Consider the following 7,879-nt stretch of genomic DNA (forward strand, 5'->3'; position numbering starts at 1 on the left):
ATCAGCCGACCTTTCCTGTGTACGGTTCCGGCACGTCGAGGAGCACCGTGCCCTCCCGTTCGAGCCGGGTCGCCGCCACCACGTACGGGTCGCCGCCGGAGGTGAGCAGTACGGCCGCGGCGTCGGCGCTGACGCCTTCGGTACGGATCCGGCGGGCGACGGGGGAGAGCAGCACGGTCTCCGTACCGAAGGTCACTCCGTGCCCCTGCGCGCACGGGACCTGCGCGGCGTCCGTCTCCGTGCCCGGACCGATCGCCGTGAGGAACAGCCCCTGCGTGGAGCGGGCGGTCGTCGAACGCAGCGTGTGCAGGGTGCGGGTGAGGCTCAGCTCCGGCGTGCTGGACGTCGGGTTGGCCACCACCTCGGTGACCTCGCAGACGACCCGGCAGTCGGTGGGCGCGAACTGCCGCACCCGCGCCGAGGCCGCCCCGGACCTGATCAGCCGGCTGCCGTCGGACAGGGCCTCGGTGGGCCCGTCGGTCTGGAGCAGGAACGTCCATTCACGTGCCGCCTCCGCCTCGGCGAGGTCCAGCAGCACCAGCCGCCCCGACGGGGTGAACACCAGCGTCCGGTCCAGCCGCCGCACCCCGAGCGCGCGGTCGTACATCGCGGCGATCTCCGCCGTGGCATGTGCCCACCCGCAGTCGGGGGAGATCAGCACATCGCGCTGCCGGGCCTGCCGTTCGAACGGGATGTCCCGGTACACGTGGTACCGGTCCTCGTCCGCGTACCCCTGCCCGTCCACCAGCAGCAGATTGTGATGGGCGGCGCGCTTGCGGTTGCTGTAGCCCTCGTCCACCGCGAGGAACGCCCCCTGCGAGACCAGCACGAAGGAGCCGGAATCGGGGTGGTGGTGACCCTGGTTGAGGGTCTCCCAGCCCCGCTCGGCCCGGTGCTTCGCGGCCGTCTCCCAGGCCCGGTGGCCACCACCCGGGCTCGCCTTGAACGAGACCAGCGTGGCGTCGTCGTCCCATCCGGTACGCGCGGCCAGCAGCCCGAGGTCCGGGAAGAACGCCCGGGTCCCGGTGGGCCGGGCCGCCTGCACGGACGGGTCGTACCAGAGGTATTCGAGGTAGGCCTCCGGCAGGATCCCCGGCCGCACCCCGCTCTCGGCCGCCTCCTTCCACAGCAGCTCGCCCGACGCCAGATCACCCATCCACTGGGCCTCCGGGATGCCGTACTGCGCGCCGAGGCGGTAGTACAGACCGGCGCTGTGGCCGCTGCGCCGGTCGTGGCAGTCGCCGTGGTCGACGTTGAACGCGAAACCGGGCGCAGTCTGGTGCAGCCGGTAGCGGAACGTGTGGGACATGAATCCGCCCCGGTCCCACCAGTCGATGCCCTCCGCCTCCTGGAGGAGGTCCAGGTGGATGGCGAGGAAGGGCACGCCGTAGCGCCAGTACACGACGCCCTCCGCGTGCGAGCCGTCCTCGGGCATCAGGTCCAGGACGGTCCCGAGGTTGTCCTTGGCGCGCTCGGTCCACTCCTCCTTGCCCAGCACGTACCCGGCCGTCGCCAGGCCCGCGTAGCAGATCCAGTTGTGGTTCTGCCAGTACGACGAGGACCACCAGCGGCCCTCGCTCGCCACCGCGAACTCGTACATCCGCCGTCCCTGGAGCAGCAGCTTGTACCGCAGCAGCGCCCGTACCCCGTCCGGCAGGTCGTCGCCGATCCACTTGTAGGCCAGGGCCAGATGGTGCAGCAGCCAGCCGGCGTCCAGGTCGTGGTCCGGCATATGGGCCTTGCCCCAGTGGGGCAGCCGCACCGCGGCCTCGATCCAGCGCCGGCTCTCCGCGAGATGGGCCGGATCGCCGCCGACCCGGTAGGCCAGCGCCGGGTTGGAGGCCGCGGGGCCCAGCCAGGTGATGCTGGCCAGGGGGTGCGTACGCGGCGGAGTCAGCCCGCGGTGGCGGGTGGCCTCCTCGTACAGCCGCACCTCCTGCGCGGGGCGCGGTCCTGGCGGCGGGGTCGCCGAGAGCAACAAGAGTCAGTCCTCCGATCGGAACCGTGCGGTGCTGCCGTCGGCCAGCCGGACCGTCAGCCCGTCGTCCTCCAGCCGTACGTCCGTGACGGCGGGCCCGGCCGACCCGGCCTGGTACACCGAGGCGAAGACGACCCGGTCGGTGACGGCGGTGAAGTCGACCCGGGTCCGCACCCGCTGGGGGTCGTCGGCCGGGCCGGGACCCGGAGTGCTCACCGGGCGCACCGGGGCCCCGGTGCGGTGCGTGTGCCAGCCGTGCAGGGTCTGGTCGCCGTACCAGGTGGTGCGCACCGGACCGGTGGCCTGGACCTGGACGTCCAGGGCGGTGCCCGGACGCAGCTGCGCGGTGATGCGCCGGTCCTTGCCGGCGGTCACGCTCAGCAGGTCCACCAGGAAGCCTCCGCCCGCCACGATCCGCCGGACCGCGCGCACGCCCTCGTACGCGGTGGTCACCTCGGCGGTCACCGAGCGGTCGTCCGAGCCCAGCAGCGCTCCCGTGCACTCGGCCTGCTCGGCGCCGTCCACCCGGAACGCCGGATGCGCCTCGGTCGACGCGTACAGATCACGGAACTCGGCGTGCGCGTAGGGGACCTGACCGGGGTCGGGCTGCCACGGGGTGGTATCTCCGTAGAGATAAAGAGACAACTTGTCCCGATGGCCGTGCGAGCCGCCGTGCGGACCGAAGTCCAGCACCGCGTGGATGCCCGCGACGCGCAGCACCGCGTAGCCCGCGGCCCCGAACACCGTCAGCGCACCGGGCGCGGGACGGGCCGGCAGCGCCGGGCCGGCGAACCAGCCGCGCAGCTCCCGGTCGAGACCGTCGTCCGCGTCACCGAGCTCCGCACGGGCCCGCCCGGCCACCGCTTCCAGCGCGGCGGACGGCACCAACTGCTGTGCCAGCGCAACCAGTTCGAGCCACTCCAGAGCCAGCGGACCGCGCAGATACGGACCGTCGTGCAGCGCGGGCAGAATGCCGCCCGGCGTCGCGATCGTCGCCAGCACGTCCGTCATCCCGGCCAGCACACCCACCACGTCGGCCGGAACGGCCGCCGGATCGGTGCCCCGCAGCGCCAGCAGCGCCGCCCGCAGGACGAACCCGTGGTAGTAGGTGCTGCCCTCCCACTCCCAGCCGTCCTCGGCGACCGCTACCCGCAGATGCGCGTACAGACCGTGCTCGCCCTCCAGCCACTCCTTGCCGCCGTCCCACTCCCGACCGCGCGCCGCGGCGGCACCGCGGCCGGCGGCCACCCCCGCGGCGTTGAGCCACGCGGTGTAGTTCGAGGCGAGCTGCCCCTTCCCGGTCAGCACGTCCCGGGCGTCCAGGGCCGCCCGCTCCAGCGCGTCGAGGAGCGGCAGTACGCCGGCCAGGTCATCCGTGCCGTCCTCGGCGAGCGTGATGACGGCGTGGCCGATGTTCACCGCCCAGATCGCGTCGGTCAGCGCCTGGTGGAAGAGTCGGCCGCGCAGCATCCAGCCCTGCGCCTTGCCGTGCCGCGCGGTGGCGAGTTCCTCGTACAGACCCGCGTACTCGACGAGCCGTGCCACTGCCTCGGCGCGCTCGCCGCGATGGGCGAGCACCCGCAGATGCCGCGCCCACGCCTGGTGCGACAGCACCAGCCAGGCGCCGCGCACCGCCTCGTTGTCCACCCGGCAGCCGTACGCGCAGCGCGCTCCGCCCTCGGGGAACACCCCGCCCAGCACATCGCCGTGATCCAGCTCCACACCGTGCGCCGGGCACACGTAGGCATGCCACCAGCCGCCCCGCTCCCGGGCGATCCGCCTCAACGCGGCCACACGCCACCGTCGATGTCCACCGTGGTGGCGGTCAGGAAGCCGGACGCGGGCGACGCCAGGTGGACGACGGCCGAGGCGACGTCCCGCGGAGTGCCTGCCCGGCCCACCGGGATGCCCGCCTCCATCGCCGCCTGGGCCTGCGGAGCGGTGAACGTGTCATGGAAGGCGGTGCCCTTGATGAAGCCGGGGGCCACGGTGTTCACCGTGATGCCGGTGCCGCCCAGCTCCTTGGCGAGGCCCTTGGTGAATCCCCGGATGCCCGCCTTGGCGGCCGCGTAGGCGACCGAGCCGGGGCCGCCGCCGTTGTGCGCGGCCAGCGAGGACATGGTGATGATGCGCCCGGCCGACGACTTGGCCAGATGCGGCAGGGCGGCCCGCACGGTGCGGAACGTCGAGGTCAGATTGGTCGAGATGACCTGGTCGAAGTGGTCGTCCGACATCTCGGCGATCTTCTCCCGGCCGATCAGGTGGCCCGCGTTGCAGACCAGGACGTCCAGGCCGCCGAGGAATCCGGTCGCCTCCTCGACGAAGCGGTCCACCTCGGCCGTCACCGTCACATCGGCCTGGAACGCCTTGGCCCGCCGGCCCAGCGCCTCGATCTCGGAGACCGTCTTCGCGGCCTCGTCTGCGGAGGAGAGGTAGTGGACGGCGACATCGGCGCCGGCCTCGGCGAGGGCGACGGCGATGGCACGGCCGATGCCGTGTCCCGCTCCGGTCACCAGCGCGCGGGAACCTTGGAGATCAGCAGACATGGGGGTAAACCTTTCGGTAACCGGTCGCTGAGGACCGGGACCGGTCACTTGAGACCGGCGGTTGCGAAGCCCTGCACGAAATAGCGCTGGCCGATGAGGAAGAGAACGACCATGGGCAGGGTGGCGAGCGTGGTGCCCGCCATCAGGAAGTGCCACTGGGTGCCGTTCTCGGTCTTGAAGACGGAGAGCCCGACCTGGATCACCCGTAGGTTGTCCGAATGGGTCACCAGCAGTGGCCAGAGGAAGTTGTTCCACGAGGACTCGAAGGTCAGCAGCGCCACCGTGATGAACGCCGGCTTGACCTGTGGAGACATGATCCTGGAGTAGATCCGGAACTCCCCGAGCCCGTCGAGGCGGGCCGCCTCCTCCAGTTCCACCGGCAGATCCAGGTAGAACTGCCGGAAGAGGAAGACCGCGAACGGGGTGACCGCGCCGGGCACGATGAGCGCCCACCAGGAGTCCAGCCAGCCGCTGCCGCCCTGGCCGAAGAGGTCGTTCCCGCCGGCCAGCGGCATGAAGCGGACGATCAGGAACTCCGGCAGCACCTTGGTGTACGTCGGGATCATCAGCGCCGCGATGAAGAGGTAGAAGATGACCTCGCTGCCCCGGAACCTGATCCGGGCCAGTGCGTACCCCGCCATCGACGCCACCAGGACGTTGATGACGGTGTGGCTGAACGCGATGATGAAGCTGTTCCGGGCGTACGTCGCGAACGGCGCGGCCCTCAGCGCATCGACGTAGTTGCCGAACTCCCAGTGTTCCGGAAGGAGTCCGGCGTCCTGCGACGCGATCTCCACGGGCGTCTTGAGCGAGGTCAGCACCATCCAGACGAACGGCACCACCATCAGCAGCGAGACGACGCAGAGCGTCAGGAGGAGCGCGATCCGGCCGGTCGAGCGCCGCCTGCCCTTCGCGACGGGCCGGGGCGGACGGACGGCCCCGGGCTTGTGCAGCTCAGCTGTGGCCACGGGTGCCTCCCATGATCCGCCGGTTGACCAGGGTGAAGCCCATCAGGAGGACGAACAGCACCAGGGACTGGGCGCAGGCGTAGCCGACGCGGAACTCCCGGAAGGCGGACTTGTAGATCTCATACGTCATCATCGTGGTGCTGTTCGCGGGCCCGCCGTCGGTGAGGATGTAGATCTGGTCGAACGACTGGAACGCGTTGATCATCGAGGTGATCAGCACGAAGAACGTCGCGGGCTTCAGCAGCGGCAGCGTGATCGAGAAGAACTGCCGCACCTTCGAGGCGCCGTCCACCGAGGCCGCTTCGTACAGTTCCTTCGGCAGGGACTGCAACGCGGCCAGGTAGATGAGCATCTTCATGCCGATGCCCTGCCAGATGCCGACCAGGATCACCGAGGGCATCGCCCATGAGGTCGAGGCGAGCCAGGCCGGTCCCTGGATGCCGACGAACGACAGCAGGGTGTTGAACAGACCGTTGCCCGGGTTGTAGATCCACAGCCAGACCAGGGCGATGGCCACCGTCGCGGTGACCTGGGGCAGGAAGATCGCGGTGCGGAAGATGCCCCGCGCCTTCAGGCCCGTGTGCAGCGCCAGCGCCACCAGCAGCCCCAGCATCATGCCGAACGGCACGGTGAAGAAGGTGTAGATGACGGTGTTCACGATGGACTTGCGGAACACCGCGTCGTCCAGCATGTCCCGGAAGTTGTCGAGCCCCACGAACTGCGGCGCCGTCAGCACGTCGTACTTCGTGAAGGCCAGCGCCACCGCGGCCACGACCGGCAGCCCGATCCAGAGGGAGGCGTGCAGCAGGGCGGGCGCCACCATCAGCATGCCGGCCCGTCGCCTGCGGCGCCCCGGGCCTGTCGGGGTCCTGCCGGTGCGCCGTTTACCGGACGCGTATGGCTCAGTCGGGGAAGGCGGCCGCGCGGGCCGTGCCTTCACTACGGATGTCGCTGCCACAGTGACGCCTCACATCCGGCCGATGGCGGCCTCGGCCAGCCGGCCGAGTTCCGCGATGGCGTCCTTCGCGGACTGATTGCCCACGATCGCGGGCTCCAGCGTCGGCTTGATCTTCTCGCGGATCTCCATCCACGCGGCGGTGCCGCCCTCCGAGCGCGCGGCGCTCATGTTCTGGAGGGAGAGGTCGACGAACTTGTTCTCCTTCACATAGCCGCTGTCATTGAGGTCCTTGAGTCCCGGTACGGAACCGCGCTGCTTGGCGGCGCCCAGGATCGATTCCGGCGTCGCGAGGTACTCGACCAGCGCACGGGCCGCCGCGGGGTGCTTGGAGCTCGCCGACTGGGTGACCAGCGTGCCGCCCTGGAGCATCGCCGGACGACGGTTGGCCAGGACGAAGCAGCCGAGGGTGTCGTCTTTCAGCAGGTCCGGCGACTGGCTGCGGACCTGTTCCCACAGGGCGCTGGTCGTCATCATCATCGACGCCTTGCCGGTCTGGACGTTCGACGGTGCGCCGGCGTCCGTCTTCTTCGTGTAGTCGGCGGAGCCGTCCTTCGTCAGGTCCTTGAAGAACTGCAGCGCCTCGACGCCCCGGTTGTCGGTGAACAAGACCTTCTTGCCGTCCTCGCTGAACAGCTGACCGCCGTTGGCGAAGAGGAAGGTCTCCCAACACTGCCGCAAATCAATGGAGAACGGGTCGAAACCGACGCGGCCGTCCTTCGTCAGCTGTTTGGCCACGGCCCGCAGCTCCGCCCAGTTGGCCGGTGTCTTCTTGATCCCGGCCTCGGCGAAGTGGTCCTTGCGGTAGACGACGATGCGGGTGTCGAGGACCACCGGCAGCGCGTACAGCTTGCCGTCGTAGCGGGAGGGTTCCAGTACCCGCTTCTCGTAGTCGTGCGCGGTGGCGAACTTCTCGGGGAGCGGGGCGATCGCCTTCTTGGCGGCGAACGGCGGGATCCAGCCGACGCCCATCATCAGCACGTCGGGCAGCAGACCGCCCGCGAGACCCGTGGTGATCTTCTCGTTGAGCTGGGCATACGTGGTGTAGTCCACGTTCACCTTGACGTCCGGATACTTCTTCCGGAAGCCGCCGAGGATCTCCTTCTCCAACAGCGTCTTGCCGTCGGCGCCTTCGTAGATCGGGGTGAGCAGCGTGATCTCACCCTCGGCGGGACCGTCGGCGGAGCCGGCAGCCGAGGACCCGGTGCCGCAGCCGGAGAGTGCGGCCGCAGCGGTACCGGCGCCGATGGCGGCGAGCAGCGACCGTCGTTTGAGTTCCATGGGCACCCCTTTTGAGGTGGAGGCAGTGGATCGATCCAGCGATGGCAACCCGGCCATGGCTGGGAAGCGCTGGTAAATCGATGCACTGAGACTAGGATCGCGCTGTGGAGCAACCTCGGCTACAACATGGTGGTCTTCTACGCGGCTCTGC

The 7,879-nt window shown here is 70.0% G+C and carries 6 protein-coding genes; all 6 read right to left on the reverse strand.

The window, feature by feature from the left end; genetic code table 11:
• Position 1: 1 nt before the first annotated feature.
• The 6 genes from AB0I52_RS31000 to AB0I52_RS31025 all read right to left on the reverse strand — a co-directional run bounded on the left by AB0I52_RS31000 (position 2) and on the right by AB0I52_RS31025 (position 7,728).
• Entirely contained in the window at positions 2 to 1,981 is a 1,980-nt protein-coding gene (locus tag AB0I52_RS31000) for a hypothetical protein (protein ID WP_363078227.1), read from the reverse strand.
• Between the two features lie 3 nt (positions 1,982 to 1,984).
• Positions 1,985 to 3,772, reverse strand: coding sequence for a heparinase II/III family protein (locus AB0I52_RS31005; protein WP_363078229.1), 1,788 nt, complete (start codon positions 3,770 to 3,772; stop codon positions 1,985 to 1,987).
• Entirely contained in the window at positions 3,760 to 4,524 is a 765-nt protein-coding gene (locus tag AB0I52_RS31010; RefSeq protein ID WP_363078231.1) for an SDR family NAD(P)-dependent oxidoreductase, read from the reverse strand. The genes AB0I52_RS31005 and AB0I52_RS31010 overlap by 13 nt, the downstream gene beginning before the upstream one ends.
• A gap of 44 nt (positions 4,525 to 4,568) precedes the next feature.
• Complete coding sequence (locus AB0I52_RS31015) at positions 4,569 to 5,492, reverse strand: carbohydrate ABC transporter permease (RefSeq protein WP_363078233.1); 924 nt, start codon at positions 5,490 to 5,492, stop codon at positions 4,569 to 4,571.
• Positions 5,479 to 6,321 (reverse strand): sugar ABC transporter permease, encoded by an 843-nt coding sequence (locus AB0I52_RS31020; protein ID WP_363021887.1) that lies wholly within the window; start codon positions 6,319 to 6,321, stop codon positions 5,479 to 5,481. The genes AB0I52_RS31015 and AB0I52_RS31020 overlap by 14 nt, the downstream gene beginning before the upstream one ends.
• Positions 6,322 to 6,459: 138 nt before the next feature.
• The gene (locus AB0I52_RS31025) at positions 6,460 to 7,728 is read right to left on the reverse strand and encodes an ABC transporter substrate-binding protein (protein ID WP_363078235.1); all 1,269 of its coding nucleotides are present in this window, start codon (positions 7,726 to 7,728) and stop codon (positions 6,460 to 6,462) included.
• Positions 7,729 to 7,879 lie beyond the last annotated feature (151 nt).

Source organism: Streptomyces sp. NPDC050423 (genome assembly GCF_040655445.1).
GTDB lineage: Bacteria > Actinomycetota > Actinomycetes > Streptomycetales > Streptomycetaceae > Streptomyces.

Excerpts from the sequence above, each read along its gene's own strand:
- AB0I52_RS31010 (WP_363078231.1), bottom strand. The coding sequence starts at position 4,524 with ATGTCTGCTGATCTCCAAGGTTCCCGCGCGCTGGTGACCGGAGCGGGA.
- AB0I52_RS31020 (WP_363021887.1), bottom strand. The coding sequence starts at position 6,321 with ATGCTGATGGTGGCGCCCGCCCTGCTGCACGCCTCCCTCTGGATCGGG.
- AB0I52_RS31025 (WP_363078235.1), bottom strand. The coding sequence starts at position 7,728 with ATGGAACTCAAACGACGGTCGCTGCTCGCCGCCATCGGCGCCGGTACC.